At 33.2% G+C, this 24,584-nt stretch carries 21 protein-coding genes; all 21 read right to left on the minus strand.

All coding sequences use genetic code 11. The features are described 5' to 3' along the window. Position 1 precedes the first annotated feature (1 nt). On the minus strand, positions 2–1,930 hold the full coding sequence (locus BTR25_RS14695; protein WP_075688797.1) for a lasso peptide isopeptide bond-forming cyclase: 1,929 nt from the start codon (positions 1,928–1,930) through the stop codon (positions 2–4). Between the two features lie 126 nt (positions 1,931–2,056). After that, complete coding sequence (locus BTR25_RS14700; RefSeq protein WP_075688798.1) at positions 2,057–4,045, minus strand: right-handed parallel beta-helix repeat-containing protein; 1,989 nt, start codon at positions 4,043–4,045, stop codon at positions 2,057–2,059. Between the two features lie 31 nt (positions 4,046–4,076). Continuing rightward, on the minus strand, positions 4,077–5,234 hold the full coding sequence (locus BTR25_RS14705; protein WP_075688844.1) for a nucleotidyltransferase domain-containing protein: 1,158 nt from the start codon (positions 5,232–5,234) through the stop codon (positions 4,077–4,079). 106 nt (positions 5,235–5,340) lie between these two features. Continuing rightward, entirely contained in the window at positions 5,341–6,687 is a 1,347-nt protein-coding gene (locus BTR25_RS14710) for an ANL family adenylate-forming protein (protein ID WP_075688799.1), read from the minus strand. Then, on the minus strand, positions 6,687–7,385 hold the full coding sequence (locus BTR25_RS14715; RefSeq protein WP_075688800.1) for an SDR family NAD(P)-dependent oxidoreductase: 699 nt from the start codon (positions 7,383–7,385) through the stop codon (positions 6,687–6,689). Before BTR25_RS14715 ends, BTR25_RS14710 begins: the two co-directional genes overlap by 1 nt. After that, positions 7,364–7,684 carry a hypothetical protein gene (locus BTR25_RS14720; RefSeq protein WP_075688801.1) on the minus strand — a complete coding sequence of 107 codons (321 nt, stop codon included), beginning with the start codon at positions 7,682–7,684 and terminating at the stop codon, positions 7,364–7,366. The genes BTR25_RS14715 and BTR25_RS14720 overlap by 22 nt, the downstream gene beginning before the upstream one ends. A 28-nt stretch (positions 7,685–7,712) precedes the next feature. Next, positions 7,713–8,765, minus strand: a complete 1,053-nt coding sequence (locus BTR25_RS14725; RefSeq protein ID WP_075688802.1) for a 3-oxoacyl-ACP synthase III family protein — start codon at positions 8,763–8,765, stop codon at positions 7,713–7,715. A gap of 72 nt (positions 8,766–8,837) precedes the next feature. Beyond that, positions 8,838–9,968 carry an acyltransferase family protein gene (locus BTR25_RS14730; RefSeq protein ID WP_075688803.1) on the minus strand — a complete coding sequence of 377 codons (1,131 nt, stop codon included), beginning with the start codon at positions 9,966–9,968 and terminating at the stop codon, positions 8,838–8,840. A 17-nt stretch (positions 9,969–9,985) separates the two neighbouring features. After that, positions 9,986–10,144: a YwzD family small protein gene (locus tag BTR25_RS27695; RefSeq protein ID WP_175596796.1), complete on the minus strand. Its 159-nt coding sequence runs from the start codon at positions 10,142–10,144 to the stop codon at positions 9,986–9,988. A 34-nt stretch (positions 10,145–10,178) separates the two neighbouring features. Beyond that, on the minus strand, positions 10,179–11,372 hold the full coding sequence (locus BTR25_RS14735; RefSeq protein ID WP_075688804.1) for a DegT/DnrJ/EryC1/StrS family aminotransferase: 1,194 nt from the start codon (positions 11,370–11,372) through the stop codon (positions 10,179–10,181). Positions 11,373–11,465: 93 nt separating this feature from the next. Further along, on the minus strand, positions 11,466–12,083 hold the full coding sequence (locus tag BTR25_RS14740; RefSeq protein WP_075688805.1) for a sugar transferase: 618 nt from the start codon (positions 12,081–12,083) through the stop codon (positions 11,466–11,468). A 49-nt stretch (positions 12,084–12,132) separates the two neighbouring features. Beyond that, a complete protein-coding gene (gene galE / locus BTR25_RS14745; protein WP_254842724.1) occupies positions 12,133–13,122 on the minus strand; it encodes a UDP-glucose 4-epimerase GalE in 990 nt (329 codons plus the stop codon). Positions 13,123–13,319: 197 nt separating this feature from the next. Further along, positions 13,320–14,867, minus strand: a complete 1,548-nt coding sequence (locus BTR25_RS14750; protein ID WP_075688806.1) for a polysaccharide biosynthesis protein — start codon at positions 14,865–14,867, stop codon at positions 13,320–13,322. A gap of 43 nt (positions 14,868–14,910) precedes the next feature. Continuing rightward, positions 14,911–15,945, minus strand: coding sequence for a glycosyltransferase family 2 protein (locus tag BTR25_RS14755; RefSeq protein ID WP_075688807.1), 1,035 nt, complete (start codon positions 15,943–15,945; stop codon positions 14,911–14,913). A gap of 37 nt (positions 15,946–15,982) precedes the next feature. Continuing rightward, on the minus strand, positions 15,983–17,071 hold the full coding sequence (locus tag BTR25_RS14760) for a glycosyltransferase (RefSeq protein ID WP_075688808.1): 1,089 nt from the start codon (positions 17,069–17,071) through the stop codon (positions 15,983–15,985). Then, positions 17,068–18,102, minus strand: coding sequence for a glycosyltransferase family 2 protein (locus tag BTR25_RS14765; RefSeq protein ID WP_075688809.1), 1,035 nt, complete (start codon positions 18,100–18,102; stop codon positions 17,068–17,070). The genes BTR25_RS14760 and BTR25_RS14765 overlap by 4 nt, the downstream gene beginning before the upstream one ends. Further along, entirely contained in the window at positions 18,102–19,103 is a 1,002-nt protein-coding gene (locus tag BTR25_RS14770; protein WP_075688810.1) for a glycosyltransferase family 2 protein, read from the minus strand. The genes BTR25_RS14765 and BTR25_RS14770 overlap by 1 nt, the downstream gene beginning before the upstream one ends. Next, positions 19,100–20,119 (minus strand): glycosyltransferase family 2 protein, encoded by a 1,020-nt coding sequence (locus BTR25_RS14775; protein WP_075688811.1) that lies wholly within the window; start codon positions 20,117–20,119, stop codon positions 19,100–19,102. The genes BTR25_RS14770 and BTR25_RS14775 overlap by 4 nt, the downstream gene beginning before the upstream one ends. Then, on the minus strand, positions 20,119–21,186 hold the full coding sequence (locus BTR25_RS14780; RefSeq protein ID WP_075688812.1) for an O-antigen ligase family protein: 1,068 nt from the start codon (positions 21,184–21,186) through the stop codon (positions 20,119–20,121). Before BTR25_RS14780 ends, BTR25_RS14775 begins: the two co-directional genes overlap by 1 nt. A 172-nt stretch (positions 21,187–21,358) precedes the next feature. Next, positions 21,359–22,465, minus strand: a complete 1,107-nt coding sequence (locus tag BTR25_RS14785) for a glycosyltransferase family 4 protein (RefSeq protein WP_075688845.1) — start codon at positions 22,463–22,465, stop codon at positions 21,359–21,361. A gap of 275 nt (positions 22,466–22,740) precedes the next feature. Further along, positions 22,741–24,567: a polysaccharide biosynthesis protein gene (locus BTR25_RS14790; RefSeq protein ID WP_075688813.1), complete on the minus strand. Its 1,827-nt coding sequence runs from the start codon at positions 24,565–24,567 to the stop codon at positions 22,741–22,743. Positions 24,568–24,584: the final 17 nt, after the last annotated feature.

Here is a 24,584-nt window from a genome sequence, read left to right on the forward strand (position 1 = left end):
TTCAAGTAAAATTGCTTAAAAATCTATAGACAATTAAAGCTCGCATTAACATTCTAAAATCTGGATGTGTCGCATATTCAGGTTTTGGTTCCTTTGCATTTTCAATTGCAGATCTTATCGCATTCCCATCCATATATTTTAGTACTCTTTCATCCTTACTTAGCTGCTGAAGCTCTTCAAGGAATTGCCCCCAATAAGGAATCATCCTATGCACCCAATCAGCTCCTTGAACACCTCTTATCCGCTGATTTAACCTTACTTTATCCGGCAGAAGTTTATCTGTAGACCTGCGAATTAGCCAACGATCGACTCCGTTTTGAACATACTGTTCTTCTGGAACAGATAAACAAAATCGAATAACCCGTAAATCATTGGTTGGGTCACGTTTCCATAACGAATACTTTAACGATAATTTCGTTCCAAGCGTGTTAGTGGCATTCCAGTGAAATAGCTTCTCAAAATGGTTTTCCCTTTGTTTGTAAATATTCGATGAAGCTAGCCAGCCTGTTGTACCAATGCCATGAGCCAGAAGTTTCTCATATATTTTTGTTTGTTCTGCAAAATTGCTATTAATTAAACTTTGGGGTACACTTGACTGTTCTGCACGGTCAATAGCAGGAAAAGCAATTCTTGCTATTAAAGGAATTCTGCCTAACCTCGGCCCTCCAACATTCTGACTATATTTGTGCAATTCTTTTAAAAGTTGAATCCATTTAAGTCGCTTAAGCAGAAGGGCATAATAATCTAGTGCTGACCCCCAAGAGATGCTTAAATTTCCTCTTCCTCCACTCAACAAAACACCAATATCCAGTTCAGAAGCCTTCTCAAATATCCCTTTTACCCAGAAAGAATTTTCAAAGAATTTATAAGGCATCTCCATTGTTTGCAGAAAGTCGTCAATCTCTAATAATGGATTTCTTCCGTTAAAATCATAGTAATGATCATTAACCCCCCCAATAAATTGGACTGTAGAATATATAAACTCCCTCTCATCAGGGAGTAAATATTTGGGGGTATAATCATTAAAATCACTTGGCGGGATATAGCTAAAGGTATGTAAAGGTTTATTTAGTTTATTTAGGTGCTTTGCAGCAAAACCAACGATCGCCCCAGAGTCCAGTCCTCCACTTAAATGGGAACCAACATTACGATATGTTCGCAAGCGGGACTTAATGGATTCATCAAAAACTTCCTTAAATGCTTCAACATATTCATCATTTGTTCTAAACTTTAATTGTTCACTCATTGATAATGTACAGTACCTCTTAATTGATAATTTATCCCTCTCAACCGAGATGCTATGAGAAGGAGGTACTTGAAAAATATCTTTATAAGGTGTTAGTGAAACATCTACAGTATCTACTACGGAAGAAATCGCTAAAAATTCAGCCAACCACTCTTCATTTAATTGTTTTTGTATATATGGCATTGTTAGTAATGGCTGAATAGTTGTTGAAAAAGTAAAGAGATTTTTATGCAGATGATAATAGAGGGTTCTGCATCCCGAGAAATCCCTTGCTCCAAAAAGGTTTTGCTTTCGTTCATCCCAAATCATAAATGCAAAATCACCTATTAAGTACTTAGGAGAATCCTCTCCCCATTTCTGGTAGGCAAGTAAGATTAGCTTACTATCAGTTATTGATTTTCGATCTAACGGTTTTATTTGTAATTTTTCAAATAACTCCCTGCGATTATCAATAATAGCATCAGCCGTAATAGCTAGTTTGCTAATAGAATCATAGTATGGTAAGCGTTCACCAATAGATTCTGGTGTAATCCATTGGGCATGACACCCAAGAAAGACATTTTCTCCAACCCATGATTGTATATCATCTGCCGGAAAACACTCTAGAGCCTTCATTATGCTTGAACTATTTTGCTTGTTTATTGAACTATTATCGAAATTGACTAATCCGGCTATTGCACTCATGTGTTCCTCCCTTTACAAAGAAACAGTTATTCAAAAAAAAAGAGATGTTTATTTGATACTTATATGTCACTTTTCAATAATATTTTTCATATTAATAGTCTTTTTAGTAGAATAAGATTCTATTTTTCATTGTTTATGAATTTTATTGTCTTTTAAAGAGCTTTGTAAGTGAACTGGTACTGTAATACTATTCATTGCGTTATTTTTTAATACATTTTTACTAATAGAAACATCTGAAGTAGCTTTAGAATTTTGATCTAGTTCAATCGCAGCTCCAGAGGAATATTCGTCACCTGTTGTATCTGATATTACATTTTCTGAAATAGTTAAACCTTTTAATGTACCATTACCATTCTGAGTTTGGACTATACCCTGTTTTCCGCCTGATATCATATTATCGCTAATTTTAATATTTTCCATTTCTTTTTCTTCAACGGTAATATATACCCCCGAGGCATTTTTTATCACATTGTTTTCCACTGTAACGTTTCCAGTTCCGCCTTTTAAATAAAGGGCATAATCACTGAATTCTTCAAATTTATTTTCAAGTACATAAAGTCCATTAATGCGGTTATCACCATAATAATCATAGTCAGTAATAATTCCGTAATCAAAGTTTTTAAATATATTATTAGATACTGTTGTATTCGTTATATCTGTCTCTGAAGCAAAAAAATAAACACCTGTGTTTCCTGCCCCTGTGAATGTATTTTGATCGATTATTGTATCTTGTGAACCTGCTATTAGCTGTACACCATCACCTTTAGTTGTAATATTATTATCAGTAATTTGGGTTCTTTTGGAGTTAACTCCCCAAGTTCCTTCAATAACAATTCCATGCTTAGAAGAGATCTTGTTTTTGAATATCTTAAGATCTTCGTTTTTTATCCATACAAACAACTTTGAAACATTGAGGGTATTATGATGAACATTCGAATCTTTGGTTTCCATAATTAGAAATTGACCTGTAGGACAATTAACGATGTTTTCGTAAAAATTGACATTATGATAAAAGTTCCCTTCGTTGACTCCGCCTTCTAGTTGGACACAGTAACCTGTGGTATTAGAACTAAAAGTATTATTCCAAATTTCAGCATTATAAAAGGACATTTCCTCCCAAGGCTCAAAATGGAGAGCAGGGCGTTCTACCTTTGATGTGCTGGTATTATTAAAAATTTGTAAATTACTAACTTGTTCAAGGACAATATTTGAGCGATGATTATCTTCCAAAATATTATTTGATATAATAACATTATTACTTGTTACTGATGAGCCTGAAATGGAGATTCCATCCGCTACAGCATTTATTAATTTATTGTTATCAATCAAAATATTTTTACTATCCCACGCAAAAATACAATGCATATGCTCAATTCCATTTGGATGATTCTTTTTATTGCCATCACAAGTTATGTTTTGTATTTTTACATCCTGTATATTTTCAAGGTTAATAACACGGGTATAATCATCCGGAGCATTATCAGACAATTTAATGAATACACTATCCCGATTTTCTCCAACAAGATTAACCTTAGATTGCAAATAGATTGGAGTTAAACTATAGGTTCCCTTAGGTACATATACATCCCCTCCGCCTTTGGCAGCTACATAATCAATCGCTTTTTGAAAGGAGTCCGTTTCATCCTTAACTCCATATCCATGAGCTCCAAAATCTTTAACATTTACTTTTAGAGAGGTAGAGGAAACCGATACAGACATTGATGTAATAATTCCTTGAAAATTGGCTGTTATACTGGCAAAGCCTGGACCAACACCAGTTATCGTTCCGTTCTCGTCAATCGTTACAACATTCTTATCTGAGGTTGAGTAATGACTTTGATTGGTTACCCTGCTACTTGACCCATCTGTCTTATGAACAGTAACAATTAGCTGATGTTCCTCCTTGGATTCTAAATTGTAACTTGTTGAATCTAAGGTAACGAATGTTTGATCCCCTTTAGAATTTACTACTGGAGCTAGTGTCTCCGAGTCTAATTGTTCTTTATTTAAATTCTCTTTTATTTGGAGCAGACTTAAAATTATCATCATTGAAAATAAAAAAAAGAATATATAAACCCTTAGTTTTTTTCTTCTTTTTCTATTAAATCGGTTCATCCCCTAGCCTCCTTCCCAAAACGAATATTAATTATTTTGATATTGAGTGCTTCTTCGTTCTTCTTATGGCTAAAAGGAATGGTCTTAAAGGAAAATATAAAAAGTATAGCCTTTTAGGTAACTTGATTGTTTTTACATCAGTTATAGAAGGATATAGGACACTTAAGAAAAATAATAGTTTTTGTTTTGTTGTCATTAGTGATAATAGGTATTGATTATGATATGATTCGATTCTTTCAGGAAGATGTTCAGAATGTAAATTCACCATTTCCTCAAAGTAAAAAATTGCATTTTGAGCAAGTTGTGTAGAAATAGGGTCAGAAATAATTAGTTTCATTTCCTGATCAATCGGTGTCTCTAACAACTTTGATGAAAGTTTAAGTGCTTGCCCACCTAAATAAAGAAATTGATACTTTAGCAATAGACGAGTAACAAATTCCCATTTAATATTTTGACGGGCCAAAAGGTCAATATCTACCAACCAACGAAGTCTAGACCATCCATGGCGTGCTCCGTGAGTTATAAGAAAGAAAAATAAGTCTTCCCTTCCTAAATAATGTACCGGATAGTTGGTTAGTGAACTAATTCGTTTTCTCTCCCATAAATCATTAAAGGAAGGCTCTCTTCCTGGACCAGGGTTCAGCCTCCAATGAACTTCTATTTTCACATGTTTTTTAGGGTGATAGAATGATAGATGATGATGCCGCCACTTCCAATCATTTAGGTTCAGATCAATTTGAAATTCTTCTTCTTGCTCAAATCCAATCTTTTCTAAAAGATGATGAACTTCAATTATATCTTCAATTGAAACAAGAATATCTAAATCTCTGCATGTGCGTTTTGAAATATCCCCGTATAAATCTTCTGCTAGAACTGGTCCTTTTAAAACAAGAAGGCGCAAATTATTTCCCGTAAATATTCTGCTTACCTCCTCCATTACAGCTGTAAGATGAAGCATTTGAAAGGTGTTTTTTTTATAAGCATTATTTATTTTTTTGAATACTAAATTCGGAACCAAGCCTTCATTAATTCGCTTTAACTTAGTATATATGATTGGATAAAGTCGGTGGTGGGCAACCAAATCAAGGAAAAGTTGCCAGTCCATATCTGCAAGTTTGTTTTTCAGGTTATGTTGATAGTGTTCGTTATATCCATCTGCTTTTTCATTTAGAATATCTAGTAAAAACATTAGTTCTTTAGGTATTCGTTCTAAATTGATACTAAATGTATTCACTTATTTTACTCTCCTTCGGCTACCTGCAGTTCTAACATCGCATTTTGCAGTCTCTGTTACCCTACCCATTTCTCCTCATCTTCTTAAACCTGTCATTATGCATCCAGTTTTCCACTAGTTCTAATTTTTGCGGAATTTTATAACCCGGCAATTTATCACTGCAAAACTGAATTAAGCGAATCCGAAAATCTTTTAAACTTTCAGGTGAAGATAGTTTTATAGTGGCTTTAACAATTTGTCCTGTAATAGGGCTTGGTACACTGCTGACAGCTACTTCCTGTACTCCCTCCATTAACTGAAGGATACTTTCCACTTCAGCTGGAAAGACTTTTTCTCCTCCAACATTAATGATTTCCGATGACCGCCCAAGAATCTTAATATATTCTCCATCTACCTCGACCTGGTCTTGAGTCATAAACCATCCATCTTCCGTATAAGGAGATGGTGCATTAAGGTACCCTAACATCGCGGATTGTGCCTTTATTTCTAACATTCCATTTCTCACTCGAGTCTTAAACTCTTCACCGCCGACCTTCACCCAAAGAGAATTGGATGATTTTGATTTAGATCGGAGTATTCCTACCTCCGATAGTCCGTAAGTCTGCAATAAACGAATAGTTGGAAACAGAGCATGAAACTTTTTAAGTGTAGTTTCTGGCATCACTTCCGTACCATATGTAACCAATTCTAGACTGCTAAGGATAGCATTTTTATATGCTTCACTCAGCATAATGAGATTAATAAAGGTTGGCGATGTCGGAAGGGTCTGGACCTGATATTCTTCTACCGCAGCACAAACTGCCTCTGGCGATCTATCTTGAACAGTAACAAGACAGCCTCCATTGGATAATGTATAGAACATGGTGTTCAGTCCGCCAATATGGTCAAAAAGTAAAAAGGCAATTGTAACTTTTGCATGCCTTTGAATTTTAAATTTCTCAAGTAATGGAACAAAATCATGAACAGCAGCTTTGCTCTTGCCAGTAGAACCAGAAGAAAAAAGGACTACCCCAGGACGTTGTTTACTGCGTAATTTGCTATAGATGTCATGGGTTGCTTTTCGGTCATGTTTAATAATTGAAACCGTATCATTTTTATTTAAAGAGATCATATACTCGGCTTCTGCAATTTCACAAAACTCATGTTTCTTATCTTTCACAGCCTTACTCAACAAAGCAATAATGCTTCGCTTTTCGATTAAGGCCAGCAAGAGGGCAATGGATGTCGGTGAAAAATCCGCATCTAAAGCCACAACACTCCCTTCCGGAAAATGCTCATTTTCTAAATTTATCATCAGACTATTAGTTAACTCATGCATTTTACCGTAAGAGTAAACTTCATTTTGCCAAATAAGCGCTTGCTTATCGGCATTCATTTTAAATCGATCAAGTAAAAAATCGATATACATTATATCCCTCCTAGAAATAGCGTTTGCCCTGTAATAAAGGAGCTTTGCTTTTGGAGGAAAAAATCCACTACGTTCGCAACATCTTCTACAGTTCCATATTTTTTAATTGCCTGCCTGCTAATAAGAGCCTCTATCTTTTCCTTTGGAACTGACCGAATTAAGTCTGTTTCAATTGGAGTAGGGCCAATACTATTGACTGTTATTCCATAAGTGGCTAACTCTTTTGCAATTATTTCTGTAAACGAAATGACAGCCGCTTTAGAAGCTGCATAAATGGATTCTCCTTCAAGCTTTAAAGGGGTTGCAACCGTTGTAAAGTTCACAATCCGCCCATAACGATTTCTTTGCATCAGCTTTGCTGCTTCCCGACTGAATAGGAAAGTCCCAATAACATTTGTATTTAGAATCTTGGTTACCGTGGCAGCAGGCGTCAACATAAAGTGGTTCATTGAAGCTATACCTGCATTATTAATCAAATGATCTAACCTTCCATATTTCTTCTTTATATGAGAGAAGATGTTTTTCACACCGATCTCATCTGAAACATCTAATAAAAAATGCTCATACCCTTCAAGACTCCAATCTGGTTCATTTCTACTGCAGCCAATGACAAGGTGACCTTTTTTTGCATAATACTCTGCTAAATATTTCCCTATTCCCTTACGAGTGCCTGTAATTAAAGTGATCGGTCTGTCCACACGGGTATCTCCTCATCCATCAAGCTGTTAATGTAGTTGACTAGTAAACTGACATTTAAAAAAGGACTAGTCTTTTGTGACAAAGCCCTTTCATCTGCTAATATTAATGACACTTCCCATTCATCTTCAATTGCCTGTTCAATCATCACGATTAATGAAACAAGCCCTAAAGAGTCTACAACTCCATCTTTTCCATATAACGGTGTTTCTTCTCCTTTTTCTAATGGGAGTTTTTGTTGATAAGCAATATTAAATTCATCGATTGTTTTTAAAACCAGCTCTAACAGCTTCTCTCTCATTTTAAGTTCCCCTATTCCTCATTAATAGTTATACTTCAATTGGATCTAAAATAACGGTCGAAGATAAATCGAGGGAACAGGCTGCCCATGATAAACCGACACCAAAACCACAACAAATTACCTTTTCAAGCTGGTTTCTTTCCGATAATTTTTTATGTTTGATGGCTAACATCAAGGGAATTGAAGCGGGGCCAGTATTCCCCACAGAAGATACAGCAATAGGTACAGATTCCTTTTGCAGCTTCATTTTTTTTCGTAAATACTCCAGCATAAATTTGTTTGCCTGGTGAAGTGCGTATGTCCCAACATCTTCTTTTTTCCAGCCGCTTAAATTAAGAAGGTCTTCAATCATGACTGGAATTTCCCTTAACGCAAAGGACATGATTTCCATTCCATTCATATACACAGTTTCTTCACTACGTACATTACCATCTTCTGTTTCAATTGGTTTCGAGGTTGCTTCACTTATTGGCTTTCGTGACCCTCCAGCAGGAATGATTAAATGTTCCGCTCCAGATCCATCTGTTCTTAAGACAAAATGTGTTGTATTTTTTCCTTTTTCAATTAGTGCAGCACTCCCGGCGTCTCCAAACACCATCCGAACCGAACGATCTCCTGGATGAACCATCCTTGTGGAAGTATCCCCGACACATACCAATACTCTTTCACAGCCACCTGCTTCGACCATCATTGAAGCTTGGTACAGGCCATAAACAAATCCGGAACAACCATAGTTGATATCAAAGGCAACCGCAGTAGTTGGTAAACCTAGCCTATGTTGAAGCAACACACTCGTTGCAGGCATTCTATAATCTGGAGTCTGCGAAACAAAAACAAGCCCATCAATAGTTGATGGACTGATCTCTAGTCTTGAAAGCAATGCTTCTGCTGCTGCTTCACATAAATCTGATGTGCACAAACCTTCTCTAGCAACATGAATCTCTTCTATACCAGTACTAGCAATAATTCTATTAACCTCATCTTCTCCATAAATAGAACTTAGTGAATGAAGATTAACTTGTGTTTTAGGGATTGCTGTAGAAATACCTTTAATAATTGAATTGGTTAAAGTAGCTTTCACAGTTGCTCACCTTTCTAATGGTGAATAATACCATCATCTTATTGAAATATACGTTTGCTTTCACAATATTGATTAACTTATTTCTTTTTCTCTGTTAATAACAACTGGAAACTGCTTATTTAACTTGCTAGATAAGTGGTTAGCCAGTCTAATAGAAGGTTTTTCAATTGTCAACCAAGCAATACTTGAAACAATAATGGTGAGAATTACAGATAAACAAACAATGATTATTAAAGGTAATTTCTCATAAAATATATAAATCAAACATAGTAAAATCGGAAAGTGATATAAATATAAACTGAAAGAAACCTTTCCAAAAAACTGTAACGGTTTGAGCAACAATATCTTTGATGCAACTTGTGAAGATAAAGAAACTATAAGTAAGATTGATACCCCTAATGTTGCTGTCCAATCAATTAATAGAGGATTGATCAATAAATCTGCATAAATGTAAAGAATTGTTCCAAAAAGAGCAATTACAATTTTTCTACCTTTTGTGAAAGACTTGAACATACTTATTAAATAATTTCTATTTTTACTTAACAATATCCCTACAATAAACATTAGAATATAAATTAGTGATTTATAAAAGGGTTGATATGAATCTTGATATAAAAGATGGAATGCAGCTCCTATTGTTGCTAATCCAATACCAATAGTTAAATTTATTTTCCAACCAAAACGTATTGCAAAAACGACTAACAAAGGAAGGATAAAGGATATTCTCATCTCATGAATAAGTGTCCAAATTACTATATTGAACGAATAGACGTTATAATTACCGATAAACAAAAAGTGATCAAGCACACTACTTATGTTCATAGGGTCCATCCACACAATATTAAATAAATTACCAAGATTGTCATTACCTTGTTTAGAGAACAGTAAACATAATGTAATTGCGACAACTATAGAAACAGCATAAGGTAGATATAATCTAAAAATTCTTTTAGTAATAAAAGATGGATATGAAATTTTCTTACCTGAAAAGTACACCAAAGATAAAACAAAGCCACTTAGGACAAAAAAGAGAATCACTGGCTGCTCGCCGGTAAAAAAAATGTGTAGAGGGCTAAAAAATAAAATATCCCATAATATGTCTCCCTTCCATGAGTCTGGAAGAATCATTGCAATATGAAAAAGAAAGACACTCATAGCAGCAATTCCTCTCAATGAATCTAGTTCCTTGTAGCGACTGTTCAACTTGTTCCCCCCTTAAACTAATCTTGATTATTCTTAGTAACAGCTAATTTAATCTGCGATTTTATATCTTCAATAAAATTACTGAGGTCTATCTCCTTGTTTTCTTCTCCTTTTTGGTAAATATTCATTAAAATTTCTTTTAGCATCTGTTGATTAAGATTTTGGGAACCATACATTTATAAATCTTCCTTATCAAAAGAATTAGAACTTTTACATGATACTTAGAGCTTTACTAAATTCGTCTGGGATACTTTTAAAATTAAGAACTTTCAATATTAAATTAATTACCCTCATTTGCTGATCAACTGTCATTCCAGATCCTGAAGGAAGACAAATCCCCTTATTAAATAGCTCTTCTGATACACTTAATTTCTCACTATGCGGATAATAAGAGGTACCATTAAAAAGAGGCTGCAAATGAAGAGGTTTCCAAACATGCCTCGCTTCTATGTTTTCTTCCTCCAGCTTCCCTAAAAGTTTTTCCACTGTTATTCCTGTAACATTTTCTTCTATTAATAATGTTGTTAACCACCGATTTGAACGGGTATATTCTAACTCCTTCATAAAAGAGATTCCAGGTACATCGAACATATGTTCTAAATAACGATGAAATATTGCCCTTCTAGCGCTTACCCTATCCTCCAGTACCTCTAATTGAGCCCTTCCAATTCCAGCTAAAATATTACTCATTCTGTAGTTAAACCCCATCTGACTATGCTGATAAAATGGTGCCTGATCTTTAGCTTGAGTTGCTAAAAATCGTGCCTTTTTTATTTCATCAACATCATTCGATACCAGCATTCCACCTCCAGAAGTCGTAATGATTTTATTACCATTAAAAGAGTAAATACCATACTTCCCCATGGATCCACTAGCTTTTCCTTTATATGTAGAGCCCAGAGATTCTGCTGCATCCTCGATGACAGGAACATCATACTGATCGCATAGATGAAGAATTTCATCCATCTTTGCACTCTGCCCATATAGATGGACTACAATGACAGCCTTCGGTAATGTCCCCCCTGAAGCAGCATCGATTAAAGCCCGCTCCAATGCTTGTGGCGACATATTCCACGTGTCAGGTTCTGAATCAATAAAAACAGGTTTAGCTCCTTGATATAATATGGGATTTGCACTTGCAACAAAAGTAAAGGTGGAACAAAATACTCGATCACCAGGCCCAACATTCAATAGCTGTAATGCCAAATGTATAGCTGCTGTACCTGAACTTACTGCTAATGCTGCATTAACGCCCACATATGCGGCAATTTCTTTTTCAAATGCATCCACATTTGGTCCTAATGGAGCAACCCAGTTCATATCAAAAGCATCGTTAATATATTTTTGTTCATTACCACTCATATGTGCTAGTGAAAGGTGTATTCTCTCTTTTTCATTTGTCATTCAACCAACTCCCGAAGTTTTCTTATGAAATAAAAAAACTATCGAATTAATAAGGTCGATAGTCGTCATAAACATATTTTTAGATTTTTCAATTCAGACGGATGTATAATTTCGATTCTGCTGCGGGGTCCCTTCAAAATCGGGCATTGTTACATGATTTTGATTGCTAATCCCGTCTGAGACTAGAACTTTTTTTATTGTTAAGAATAATATTTTTAAATCAAGTTTTAAACTTTGATTATCGACATACCACACATCTAAATTGAATTTTTCCTCCCAAGTAATTGCATTTCTGCCGTTTACCTGGGCCCACCCCGTGATTCCTGGTTTTACATTGTGTCTTCTTCCCTGTTCCTCTGTATATAACGTTAGATATTCTGTTAGTAGTGGCCTCGGGCCAACTAAACTCATATCACCTTTAATTACGTTGAGTAACTGAGGAAACTCATCAATGCTTAATTTCCTTAAGAGTTTTCCAAAAGATGTTAATCTGACATAATCCGATAACAATTCACCATTTTTCCCTCGATCATCTGTCATTGTGCGAAATTTATAAAGTACAAACGTCTTACCATACAATCCAGGCCGATGTTGTCTAAATATAATAGGGGAACCTAGCTTCATTCCTATGAAAAATGTTGTCAACAATATTAATGGTAAAAACAGAATTAATATGAAAGAAGAAACAAGCAGATCAAATACTCTTTTCATTTTCCACCTCTACCCTAAATTTGGAATTCCCATTTCAGCATATGTTTTACTACTTCAATATATGAGATAACGCATTGTTTATTTCATAACCATTTGTATTTTTCAGCTGCCATCTCCAAGCATCCTTGCACATTTCTTCAATACCTCTAAAACTAGACCAACCAAGGTGATTTTTTGCTTTTGTCGGATCAGCAAAGCACTGTGCAATATCCCCTGGACGGCGGTCTACGATTTGATATGGTATTTTTCTGCCTGAGATTTTTTCAAAAGCTTTAATGACTTCTAACACACTATAACCATTACCTGTACCTAAGTTATAAGCCTCTACCCCTTTTGAAGTCAGTATCTTTTCTAAAGCTTTCACATGTCCGCTTGCAAGATCCATAACGTGAATATAATCTCTTACACCTGTACCGTCTACAGTTGGATAATCGTTTCCAAATACCCTTAGTTCTTTAAGCCGCCCGACTGCAACCTGAGAGATATATGGCAGAAGATTGTTTGGTAAACCATTTGGGTCTTCACCAATACGGCCGCTTTTATGAGCTCCAATTGGATTAAAATAACGTAAAAGAGCAACACTCCATTCATGGTCCGAAACATACAGATCACGGAGGATTTCCTCTATCATCTGTTTGGTTCGTCCATATGGATTTGTTGCTCCTAATGAACAATCTTCAGTTATTGGTACTTTTTCTGGTACTCCATATACAGTTGCGGAAGAGCTAAACACAAGCTTTTTTACACCGTATTTTTTCATTATTTCACAAAGACTTATTGTTCCAGTAACGTTGTTATGATAGTACCATAAGGGTAAAGCAACAGACTCTCCTACTGCCTTTAACCCTGCAAAATGAATGACGGCCTCAATAGTGTTTTCTGCAAAGATTTTGTCAAGTTCCTTACTATCTAACAAGTCTGCTTTATAATATTTTAAATTCTTACCGGTTATTTCAACAACGCGTTTTATTGATTCCAATTTACTATTTACAAAATTATCAATGACTATTAGATCATATCGGTTTTTTAATAATTCAATACATGTATGACTTCAAATATAACCAGCACCACCTGTAATTAAAATTGCCATATGCTTCACCCTTTCAATTTCCGTCCTTAAATAAGTAGACAAAAAAAGGACTCTCAATGAGAGCCATAAAGTTTATTAAAATAATCATTATCTAGAGAACAAATATTTTAGATTAGCTTGAACAGACGTTTTTTAAATTTAATTTTTTAACCACGGTATCTAATAAAAGACTTAGGTTTTGAAGCTAAATTTAAAACCTTCAATAAAATCACTTTAAAATAATTTAAAGTATAATTATAAACTGCCTTTTCAAATATGAAACTAATTAATAAGTATGCTGGAACCATCACAACACATAATATGACCGCCCATAAAAATACTTGAATATAAGTGATAGGGCTTATGTTTAATAGAGAACATCCCCCGATAAATATAATAAATATTCCCATATTGATTAGCCATCTTCTTATAGGGATCCATGGTGTCCTATAAAGTATTTTTCTACTCGTATAAAATATTATTTCTGTGGATCGATATAATAATGCAATAATGGTGCCACATAAAACCCCATAGATTCCTATAATGTTTACTAACAATAGAGATACGATCAAATTTATTGAAGCCTCAATTATAGAGCTATTTTTTGTTTCCTTAAAATGCCCTATTATATTTATTAAAATATTTGAAGGAGTTCGAGCAAGACTCAGGAGTTTTAGCATTACAAAAAGAGTAGGTAACCAGAAATCAATATAATTTATATCATTAATTCCCTCTGTATACAATCTCATGAAAGGAATTATTAAAACATATGCGACAGAAAATAAAGCAAAAACAATAGCCATAAAGAGGACCTCAAATGAATCATAAAGCTTAACGAACTTAGCCTTGTTTTCATGGAATGTTTGCCCCAATGCAAATGTCACACTACTATGGACCGTATTAACAATGCTATCAATTATCCCAAAAAGCATATTATACAAAACATATACACTTACTACTTTTAAATTACAAAAAATGGTTAACAAGATTATATCGGTGTTTCTAAAGATTAAAGTAGAAACTTCGTGAACTACAACAGAATTTTTTTGTTTAATTGCATCGAAGTTAGGCTTTACTGTTAAATCAACCCATTTATAATTCCTTTTAATATATATGTTAATTAATAAAATTTGGATCATTATTATTATAAAATGTGCCAGTTGAAGAATAATAATATTAAAGCCTTGCGTCAATAAAATTATCTTTACCCCACTAGCTAAAATACTAATAATTGTAACTAGTGTAGTATTTATATAGCTTTTCCCTTCGGCAGTTAATAATAATATATATTTTCCTTGAAAGAAAAAGTTAAGTACCCCTCCCATACCAGCTAGTAGGATAACAATCATTATTGTAAATGTATTTAGTTGCGTACTGATTAAGAATGGATAAAGAATAGACAATGCAACAACTGCAAAAAAATAATAGCCCCCGGCTTTTTTATAATAACTCGAAGTTGCAGCTAAAACGCCATTAATGTTGGCATAATTACACTCTGAGACAGGTTTATAAAGAGCTTGTAATGTAGCGGCTCCGACCCCCGCTTCAAGGAGAGTGAGATAAACAAAAATTTGACTAATAGATGCAATTAATCCATTAATCTCTGAACCAAAGTTAAGTAGGAACAATCTAGGAATTACGATTCCGAGGGCAAGTATAATTAGCTGGCTTCCCAATCCAAATATTAAATTGTAAAAACCTCTTCTTGACTTCATAGTTACTCCTTACTTAAAAGTACATTCCTTTAGATATTGTACTTTAACTTTTACTATATTTAATTCTAAAAATAGGTCTGATGTTAATTTGAACCATAAAATAAAGTATTCGTTTCATCCTATTTTTTATGAAGAATTGGTACATTCTTACAAATTTAGAAGAAGTATTCCCATATTTTATTATTTCTCTAGCTGTGCTGTTATTAATAACAGAAACAATTTGCCAATATTTTTCCTTGTAGTTAAAGTTGCATTTTTCATTTGATAGGTTAACCACACCATAAACAACCTCTACTAGAAAATCCGATCCAACCCTTTTAATGAAACTTCTATCTGGTGTGTCCAATAATGAATTTTTAAGGGATTTATATATTTCCATTTGTATTAAAAACTGGCCTTCTTTAAAGTTATTCATTAAACTCGAATTGTTAAAATAATAATTATACATTGCTTGCCTCAAATACCTTAAATTTCTACAATGTTTGAGATACACTAAATTAAACATTGCATCCTCTCCGAGTTTTTGAATTGGAAACTTAATGTCGTTTTTTGAAATAATCTCAGCCCGATAAATTTTATTCCACACAGCAAATAGAAGTTTACTTTCATATAATTTCAGTAGGATTTCGTCATATGCTTTTTTGTTTTTCTTTGATACACTTTTTGTTTCTATATCACTAATAGAGTTTGTTATATATTTACCTTCATGAGTTATATAATTATAGTCACAAATAACAATATCCGAGTTCGTATGTATAATATTTCTATACAATATTTCTAACATATCAAAATTACCAAATTGATCATCAGCATCAATGAACATTATATATTTACCTTCGGACTGTTTAATACCAATATTCCTAGCAGCCCCCGGACCTTTATTATGACTTTGAATCGTTTTAATTCTCCCATCTAAATTTGCATAATGTGAGATAATTTCTAACGAATTGTCAGTTGATCCATCATCTATTATTATTAACTCAAAATTCTTATAAGACTGACCTATTACACTTTCAATACTTCTATTTAAATATTTCGCTGAATTAAAAACAGGCATTATAACACTAACTTTATCCATATATTCTTCACTCCAACCAAATTGTAAGAATATTTTTCTAACTAAATAAATTTCTACAATTTTTTAGTACTACAGCCTTTGAAAAAGGATATCTAGGTATATCTTCACTAATATTGTTTTCCATGTTTTTTAATAATAGTATTTGGTGTATTCCATCATATAGATAAAAATCAGACTCTAATAATATGCCTTTTCTGTATTCCTTCAGCAATTCTTCCGGTCCACCACATTTAGTAGATAAAATAAATTTATTTAAGACCATGGCTTCAGCTACCACCAAACCAAATGATTCGACCTTAGAGCTACAAACTATTACATCACATTTCTTCATGTAAACATATGGATTATCAACAAAATTCAATATCTTTACACTCTGTTCCAAGTTATATGTTTTAATTGCTTTTAATAAGTTGCTCTTCTCAGGTCCTGATCCAATTATGGTTAGATTAACATCGTAATTTTCATCTCTAATTTTTTTAATTGTAGAAATAACGGCGATAAAGTTTTTTTCTTCGGACAATCTTCCAATACAGCAAATCTTAAGGCCATTATCGAATGGGTAATGGTTATCAGATTCGGCAAGTCTTCTTACATTTACCTCATCAATGGCATTATAGATGACGATACTATCAACATTCTTAGAAAGATAATCATTATATTGGTTTTGTATATAATGTGAAACACTTATTCGTTTATTAAATTTTAAAAGGTGTGTTAATAATCTATCTTTTGTAAAAAAGTAATATATATTGTTATCGTTATATGTTGGGTCATTATGCATCCAATTATATTTTTTTGTCTTTGTAGTATTTATACCCGACACTATTTTTGTTGGTATACCTTCCTGATATGCCACAACATAATCATAATTGTTTTTAATAAAAATATAGGGAAGTAATTTTGGGGACATTACTTTAAAAAAACGATTTATTAGGATATTCTGTTTTTCAAAGATATATTGATAATTTATCTCTTTTGGGAGCAGCTGACCTAACTTCAAGCATTTATATATAGAAAGGACAGTTATTTTATTTTCCTTGTCTTTAATTATTTCTATCAAGTCAATCAAGGATTTCTCTACACCACCAAATTCACTTGCTTCTAGGATAAAAAGTAAGCTCTTCATTTAACACCTCGATTAACTATTAACCGTCTTAGTGGTTTCTTCATTTTGCAAATTATCATCATTAAAAATAGTTGGTTAAACCTTAAAAGTCTAAGTAAGAATTTATTAAATCTACTTAATTTATACTTCTTATATGCATATAGCAATTCCCAATCATTATTAGTTTGTTCCACCAGCACCTTTTTTTTCTTGTAGGTTAAATCCTTATTCTTTAGAATACTTTCTATATGATATAAACCTTCATTTATTTTGTTAGTTATTAGATAATCACTAATCTCTACCTTATATAATTCCGCAAACTCTTTTTCAGCTTTTAATAGTCTTTGGATTATTTTGTATTTGTCATTGTAGAATTTCTGTGAAAGACTAAGTTCATCTCTAATAAAATAAATGTATACGCTATTTTCTATAGTAATGATTTTTTCTGATTGTCTAAAAGCACCAAGATTAAAGACTAAATCTTCTCCAAGTGATAAATCTAAGTCAAATTTAAGGTTGTTATCTTTTATCAATTGTAGAGAAAATAGTTTGTTCCAAAGAGCATTTATTACTCTTTTCTTTTTTAACGCTAAGTATTCAGCTGCAAAATCATTTAGTGTATAGATTTTTCCCTTAGCGAAATACTTCATTACTTTGTAATTACCGCTATTATTTTTTCTTCTTTCCTCATGTCCACCAATTACAATTTGTGCACCATTTTTCTCGGCTACTTCAACTAATATACGAGTGGAATGTGTAGGTATTATGTCATCAGAATCGATAAATCTTATATACTTGCCTTTTGAAGCTTCTATACCAATGTTTCGAGTTACTGAAACTCCTTGATTTTTATGAGTATATACCCGAACCCTATTGTCAAACGCCTTATATTTTTCACATATAAATAAACTGTTATCTTTAGACCCATCATTAATTAACAATACCTCAATATCTCTATAAGACTGGTTTAGAACACTTTCTATAGTTTTATCTAGATACTTCTCAGAGTTATATATTGGTATGATAAAACTAACTAATGCTTTAGGTCTCATTAAAATAACTCCTTCTCCTTATTAAAATAGGTCATTATAATTTTATTACTTATTAAAAATTTACAGATTTTATATCCAAAGAGGGAACACACCCCTAGGATCTTATAAAGATTATAGGAACCCCTTTTTTTAATCATTATTAATAGGCTATTTCTAATATTCCTCGTAAGAAGCTCACCAATATTATTAAAATCATTTTTAGGGTATTTATAACTATATTTTAATAACTCAATAAGTAGTCCACAGCTACCATATGCATTATAAAACAGAGAGTAATTGACTAGTTCCTTATACTCTCTTTCTATAAAAGTAGAAATTTCCTTTATCGCTTCAAGATATTCAAGTTTTTTTTCATTAAAGCTATTCCGAAGAATGCTATTTGCCCTTTGTACATAATAATATTTAGGACTATCACAATATACAGTCTTATTAGCCCTTGCAAATAGTTTATATGTTGTAAAAACATCTTCAAAAATCTTTCCTTCGGGATACCTCACACCTTGGAATAGTTTCTTGCTATATAATTTATCTACTGCATAATGATGGATTATTTTAGCTTCTAATAAAGCTTTCATTCCCTCAAAATTATTTAAAACAACTATCTTATTTGAGTTCGATACCTTAACAAATTGATTTTTGTAAACCCTTTGAACCATACAGACAGAAATATCTGCAGAAGTTTCTACCATATTACTCAATAATGTTTCATACATATCTTCAGCAATATAATCATCACCATCAATAAATCCAATAAATTCTCCAGTCGCTGTATCTAGTCCTGCATTTCTAGCAGAACTTAGTCCGCCATTAACTTTATTAAAAATGATAATTCTGTTATCATTTTTTGATTGATTCGTAATCTTCTGGAGGGTATTATCGGTGGATCCATCATTAACAACAATTATTTCTAAATCTTTATGGGTTTGTGCTTTTATTGATTCAAGACATTTGTCAATATAATTTTCAACATTGTAGGCAGCTACTATTACACTTATTTTCATCTTAATACCCGCTTTAAGTTAAGAATTTTTGCAGCAAACAATATGAATTTGCTATTATACGTTTTCAGAATTCTTTCTAATAATTTTGTAGTGATATCCTCAAATTCATTTCTAACTAGTACATCTCTAATATCTTTTTTTTGAAGAACTTCATTAATAATATGCAATTTCTCATCATAAGAATAATCACAATTTTTTTTGTAAAAATCCATAAAAAAAGCCATGATATCTTTGATCAGTAATCGATCTATCATGACTTGGTTTTCTAATAAGTTTTCCCAATAAGACAATAACTCCTTTATTTCTTCAAGAAGGGCAAACCTTAATTCAAATCGGTTTGGCCTAAACCTTGATACCAACCCTTCCCCCTTTTTTTGAGAGTAATTAACTAATGATTTACTAAGTATATTGACGTATTGGACATCCCTAACAAAGGACAAATTAAACTTTAGGTCTTCTCCTATATCCAATTCTGGTGCAAATAATATTTCGTTTGTCTTAAGATAACTGGTTAAATAGATTTTATTCCAAGGAGCATTAATCATTTCATTTTCTATCAATGAAACAGCATAATTTCTAAAAGCTTTTTTCCTAAAAAATTGTAAGTCTTTGTTACTAGGAAGAATACATTTTGATGCTGAATTTTCATATTCAATGTTATAACCGAATATAATCAGTTCTGTTTGATCATTCATGCAGGATATTACACTTTCTAATGCATTCTCTACATAATAATCATCGGCATCTAAAAATGTAGTATATTTTCCTCGTACATGTTCAATACCAACATTTCTCGCTCCGCTCACTCCAGAATTCGGAATATCGTAAACCCTTATCCGAGTATCCCTTTCCTCAAAATACCTCATGATCTCAAGGCTATTATCAGAAGATCCATCATTTACAAGCAATAACTCAAAGTTTTGGACTGATTGTTTCCGAATACTTCTAATTGCTCGCTTAATGGTTTTTTCAGCATTGTAAACCGGTATAATAATTGAAATTAAAGGTAACTCCATTACCTTTCTCCTTTACTTTTTAAACACAGAAAATAAAAAAGAATAAAGTAAAACCAAAGTGCTGTTCTCCTTAGATCATTAATTCCAAAACCATACATGACAAGCGTGACAACCCCGCATAGAATATATATGTTTATATAGGTAGTCCTTGCCATCCTTAAGATTAATAAGAGATAAGCAATTCCCCCTATTATTCCACCTTGAGTTAATATTTGTAAAAGGGTATTATGTGCTTCATATCCACCAAAAACATGCGTTCCACTATATGAACCTGGGCCTAAACCAAAGATGGGCGAATGCAACCAGGCTTGAATGGCACTACTCCAAATTAATATTCTGTTTTGGCCATTTGTGTCCCCATCGAAGAAGTCTTGAACAAAACCTATTACCCTCTCATAGTTAAAGAATAAAATGATAATCATTAAACAGACTAAAGCTGTAACCATACTCAAGGACTTATTCTGTTTTTTTAACCATTCACCAGCTTTTAAGATAATAAACAACATTGCAGAAATTGCCCAAGCAGACACTAATGTAGAGGAAGTTGTCGATAGTCCAATCTTTACACTTAATATTATTCCTGCTAAGGCTAGTATTCTAAGACTGAAACTTTTTTCTTTGTTCATAATATATAAACCAACAAAGGGTAAAGGAGCAACAAAATATGCGAATTGGTGATAGTCGTTAGCAAATGGGGAAAAGATATCAGACCCTGCATATGTTAAGTAAAATCCGAATAATGATCTCATCCCCTGTAAATAAAGGAAATACAAAATCCCAATTACTGCTAAGCCCCAGATATAAATAAAACGTAATAGACTATATAAATGAATGAAGCTGCTTCTCTTAAACAATAGCTCAAAGGTAAAACATAAGAATAAGATAACGATATATGCCCTATAATCAAATGTTACCGATTGCAGGGCAATACGTAGGAAAGTATTAATCGCATAACCAAACGTAATGATCGCAAGATATGCTATCCAAAAAATGGAGAAGATGTGATTTTTTATTGATACTACAATCGTCTTTTGGTCCACTATTTGAGCCACACAAAAGAACAACAATATAAGCTCTCCTAGTCCATACATCCCGAACCTTAGGGATGTGAAACTAAAAAACAGGATCATTAATAATATCAGGATATTTTGGAAACTAAACGTTATATACTTCTCGTGACTAAAGATTTTTTCCATGCGAGCACCTTTTTTTTAGGATTTTTTAGTCTTGCTGGTACACCTATATATAGACACCTGCTAAGCTATCAACTACTTTGTTCACTTCATATTCTTTTATAATCTCGAATGCATTTGAACCCATTGTTTCACGTAAGCTCTTGTCTTTAAGCAGTTTTTCAATTTTTTCTGCAGTTTCTTTTGAATCATTAATGTTTACTAGGTAACCACTTACCCCATCCTCAACGAGGTCTCTAATTCCTCTTATATTAGTACCAATAACAGGCTTTTTGCATGCCATTAATTCCATAATATTTCTTGGAAGTCCCTCCCTATAGGACATTAATATCCCTATATCACTAGCGGTGATTAACTCATTAATATCTCCCCTAGGTCCAAGCAGTTTTATATTTTCATCTAACCTCTTCATGGTAATGACCCTTTGGATTTCATTAAGAAGAGGCCCGTCTCCAGCACAAATAACCTTAACATCTATACCCTTGTCCTTGAGAATTTGGATAGCATCAATCATTTGAAGGTGATTCTTATTTTTATTTACTTCAGCAATCATAATAATTACAAAATCATCTTCTCTTAAGTTCAGCTTCCGTCTTGTCTCTTCCTTGCTAAATAAATTGAGATTATAGGAAGAAAAGTCTACTCCAACTCCATTTATCTTGTGAGTTTTCTTCACCTTTAATTTTTGTGCTCTCTCATAATCCTCATAGTTCATGGTAATGATCGTATCAGTAAAATGGGCCATGATTTTTTCTATCGGATAATATATACCCCAATTGAGAATGGGGGCACCGCTATAAAAGTGAAAACCATGTACTGTATATACCGTTTTTAATTCTTCAAATCTAGTTTTTAATAACCTTCCATATAAAGCGGCTATTGGTGTATGGACATGAACAATATCATACTGGTGATCCTTTTGAATTTTAATTAACCCTAAAAATGCTTTTAGGTTACCAGGATGCAGCGGATTTCTAGTAAAGGGAACATGAAAAAACCTAACTCCCAGGGCAGTTAGGTTCTTATCAATATCTTCATCAATATAGCATGCACAATCAACTCGGTTTCCTTCATTGATGAGCTTCTCTATATGTGGGACTAAAAAAGCATTTATCGTTCTACTTAAAGTTGTTATAAAAAGTATTTTTTTCAATTTATTCACCATCTTTATTAGGTGTATTATTTAATTTGACTAACTCCTTATTTATTTACTTTGACCTTGTTGTTCTCAGCAACCTTTGATAGGTAGTCACATAGTTCATTCTTCAAATCATTTCGTTGAAGTGCAAACTCAATCATCGTTTTAATATAGCCCATTTTTTCGCCAACATCGTAGCGTACACCTTCAAAATCATAGGAAACCTTGTTCCTAAACCAGCTGCTGGAATAATTGAATAATTGCCTTTTTAACCTTCATGTTTTACGCCCCTATATTGAAATTGGTAATAACTCTTTAGATTTTGCTTTACAGTTGGCAATCATAAGTAAATTATTTCTGAGCTCCATTTTATCCATTTTCAAAAATGACTCTATTAACCTTTCTATATCAGCAATATACAGCTCAGATGTTTTCCCAATGTAAATCTTAGGATAAATTTGCTGTTCATGGACTTCATCCGCTTTTAGAAGCTCCTCAAACAATTTCTCTCCTGCTCTCATTCCGGTAAATTCTATTCCAATTTCCTCTAGAGAGTTTCCTGATAGTTTAATTAGATTCTTTGCTAAATCCACTATTTTTACCGGGTCACCCATATCTAAAACAAAAATTTCTCCACCCTTGGCTAGAGAACCTGCCTGAATTACTAGTCTTGATGCCTCAGGTATTGTCATGAAATATCGAACCATATCTGGATGAGTAACCGTTACTGGTCCCCCATTTTTTATTTGTTTTTTAAATAAAGGAATTACACTGCCGCGGCTCCCGAGTACATTTCCAAATCGAACTGCCACAAATTTTGTTTGGCTTTTCTTATCCAAATCCTGAATAATCATTTCAGCTAAACGTTTCGTTGCTCCCATCACACTCGTAGGATTTACCGCCTTATCAGTAGAAATCATCACAAAGGTTTTTACTCCATTCCAGCTTGCGGCCCTGGCAGCATTCATCGTTCCCATAATATTATTCTTTACTGCTTCCTCTGGATTTCGTTCCATTAGCGGTACATGCTTGTGTGCTGCCGCATGATAAACAACATCAGGACGATACAAACCCATAATCATATTCATTTTATCTATATCCTGCACATCGGCTATTTCTGTATAAAATTCAATTTTACTCCCTTTATAGTTCTCAGCTAATTCCATTTCAATAGAATAAATACTATTTTCGCCATGTCCTACTAAGACAAGTCTTTTCGGTGTAAATGACGCCACTTGGCGACAAATTTCAGATCCGATTGATCCGCCAGCACCCGTAACTAAGACTGTTTGATCTGTTAAATATTCCGAAATACTATCAATATCAAGTCTAATGGGTTCTCTACCTAATAAATCCTCTACTTGTACATCTCGAAATTGATTGACAGACACTTTTCCAGTAACTAAGTCTTCTATCATTGGTAAAATTTGCGTCTTGGCACTTGTTTTTGCACATTCTCTAAAGATTGTATTTAATTCTTTTTTCCTTAAAGAAGGAATTGCGATTACAATATTATCAACATTGAATCTTTTTACGATTGATTCAATGCAACTTACTCCGCCCACTACGGGAATCCCCATAATATCCAGCCCTTGTTTTTTGTTATCATCATCAATAAACCCAATTGGTAATAGACCAGATTCATGACTCTTCATTAGTTGTCGTGCAACCATAGTACCTGCAGAACCAGCACCTACTATTAATGTTTTATTCGTATCCATTCCTTTATTAAAAAGTGAATCTCGGTAAACCCTCCAAAAAAACCGTGATCCGCCAATTAATAAAATATGGAGAAGCCATGTAACCCCTAATAATCTAAAGAATATGTCTGTTAATATAAGTTGTTGAAATATCCCCGAAACAGTAATTGAAGAGGTGACAACTTTAAAAATAATTAATAATTCACCGATACTCGCATATTCCCATGCTTTCTTATATAATTTGAGCTTAAAGGAAAATAGATGATGACTTAATAATATGGATATGGATGTAATAATTATTGGTAAAGTAATAACATTTACTGTAGCATTAACTAGAAAACTACTAAAATATACAGCTAATATTACGAAACATGAATCCACAAAAATAAAAAAAGATATCCTTTGTTTATAAGTCATATACTCTATCCTTTCTA

This window comes from Bacillus sp. MRMR6 (assembly GCF_001940785.1).
Classification (GTDB): Bacteria; Bacillota; Bacilli; order Bacillales; family Cytobacillaceae; genus Neobacillus.

Coding starts and splice junctions, on each gene's coding strand:
- BTR25_RS14735 (WP_075688804.1), bottom strand. CDS start 11,372: ATGACAAATGAAAAAGAGAGAATACACCTTTCACTAGCACATATGAGT.
- BTR25_RS27695 (WP_175596796.1), bottom strand. CDS start 10,144: ATGTATGGTTCCCAAAATCTTAATCAACAGATGCTAAAAGAAATTTTA.
- BTR25_RS14750 (WP_075688806.1), bottom strand. CDS start 14,867: ATGAAGTCAAGAAGAGGTTTTTACAATTTAATATTTGGATTGGGAAGC.
- BTR25_RS14705 (WP_075688844.1), bottom strand. CDS start 5,234: ATGTTTTTACTAGATATTCTAAATGAAAAAGCAGATGGATATAACGAA.
- BTR25_RS14775 (WP_075688811.1), bottom strand. CDS start 20,119: ATGGAGTTACCTTTAATTTCAATTATTATACCGGTTTACAATGCTGAA.
- BTR25_RS14720 (WP_075688801.1), bottom strand. CDS start 7,684: ATGAGAGAGAAGCTGTTAGAGCTGGTTTTAAAAACAATCGATGAATTT.
- BTR25_RS14770 (WP_075688810.1), bottom strand. CDS start 19,103: ATGAAAATAAGTGTAATAGTAGCTGCCTACAATGTTGAAAATTATATT.
- BTR25_RS14710 (WP_075688799.1), bottom strand. CDS start 6,687: ATGTATATCGATTTTTTACTTGATCGATTTAAAATGAATGCCGATAAG.
- BTR25_RS14790 (WP_075688813.1), bottom strand. CDS start 24,567: ATGACTTATAAACAAAGGATATCTTTTTTTATTTTTGTGGATTCATGT.
- BTR25_RS14765 (WP_075688809.1), bottom strand. CDS start 18,102: ATGAGACCTAAAGCATTAGTTAGTTTTATCATACCAATATATAACTCT.
- BTR25_RS14700 (WP_075688798.1), bottom strand. CDS start 4,045: ATGAACCGATTTAATAGAAAAAGAAGAAAAAAACTAAGGGTTTATATA.
- BTR25_RS14740 (WP_075688805.1), bottom strand. CDS start 12,083: ATGAAAAGAGTATTTGATCTGCTTGTTTCTTCTTTCATATTAATTCTG.
- BTR25_RS14755 (WP_075688807.1), bottom strand. CDS start 15,945: ATGGATAAAGTTAGTGTTATAATGCCTGTTTTTAATTCAGCGAAATAT.
- BTR25_RS14760 (WP_075688808.1), bottom strand. CDS start 17,071: ATGAAGAGCTTACTTTTTATCCTAGAAGCAAGTGAATTTGGTGGTGTA.
- BTR25_RS14695 (WP_075688797.1), bottom strand. CDS start 1,930: ATGAGTGCAATAGCCGGATTAGTCAATTTCGATAATAGTTCAATAAAC.